The sequence below is a fragment of the Vibrio sp. 11-4(1) genome (assembly GCF_013048625.1).
In the GTDB taxonomy this organism is placed as follows: domain Bacteria; phylum Pseudomonadota; class Gammaproteobacteria; order Enterobacterales; family Vibrionaceae; genus Vibrio; species Vibrio diabolicus.
The window spans coordinates 1-822 of record NZ_VHSY01000052.1; the positions used below are offsets into that span (position 1 = coordinate 1).

The 822-nt window shown below is 36.3% G+C and carries 1 protein-coding gene; it reads left to right on the forward strand.

Annotated elements, in window-relative coordinates; translation table 11 throughout:
* A partial coding sequence (locus FKN16_RS24765) for a hypothetical protein (RefSeq protein WP_249370585.1) occupies positions 1 to 716 on the forward strand: 716 nt, incomplete at its 5' end.
* Positions 717 to 822 lie beyond the last annotated feature (106 nt).

Consider the following 822-nt stretch of genomic DNA (forward strand, 5'->3'; position numbering starts at 1 on the left):
GTAAATCAATTGGTTGGAGAGAAAAAGCGCAAAAAGTATTACAAGGTGAAGCTGTAATCAAAGACGTATGTGATCACTGTAATAATGTAGTTCTCGGTACGCTTGATGCTCACGCTAAGTCTGCGCTTGAAAAGGCTGGAGCATTTACTCCGAATTTTAATAAAAGCACCGTAGATTTTGAGTATGATTTTAATCAGTATGCACGTTGGTTGCTTAAAGTAGCATTCAATTCATCTAGGGCTAGTGGAAAACATCTAGGAGTTTTCGATCAATATAAAGATTTAATTCTCGATAAAAATAAAAATTACTCCAGTTTTATAATTACTGGTGGATTACTAAAACCCTATAAATTAACCAAACAACAAAAAATTGACCATGGTCAATCATTATTTGCTGATTCTTCTGGTTATGTTAACCCATTTTTTTCAAGGGTCTCTTGGGCTCAAAATCTACCAAATGATATTTCAGTTAAACAAATCGTTATTGGTGCTCTTGTGTTTCACGTTGTTAGTTTTAGCCCCAATATGTCAAGAGTTCGAAAACGAGAACTTCAAAAAGAATACCTTAAAATGTGTAAAGGTATGGCAATTTTGAACAAAGGCAGCAGTAGAACTAAGTTATCTCAGTTACCACTCACTTTTGTAGATTCAATGGGACCACATATGCTGAGGGAGGAAGTTAAGCCTCACATGGACAAATTGCTAACAAGTTGTTAAAGAGGGATTCGCAACGCATGGCATTTTTACTATGCGTTAGTTTCAGCGATTAAGGTGGTATGCGGTGACATTTGTATTGCGTTGCTCACCCCTTAACAAGGCGTTA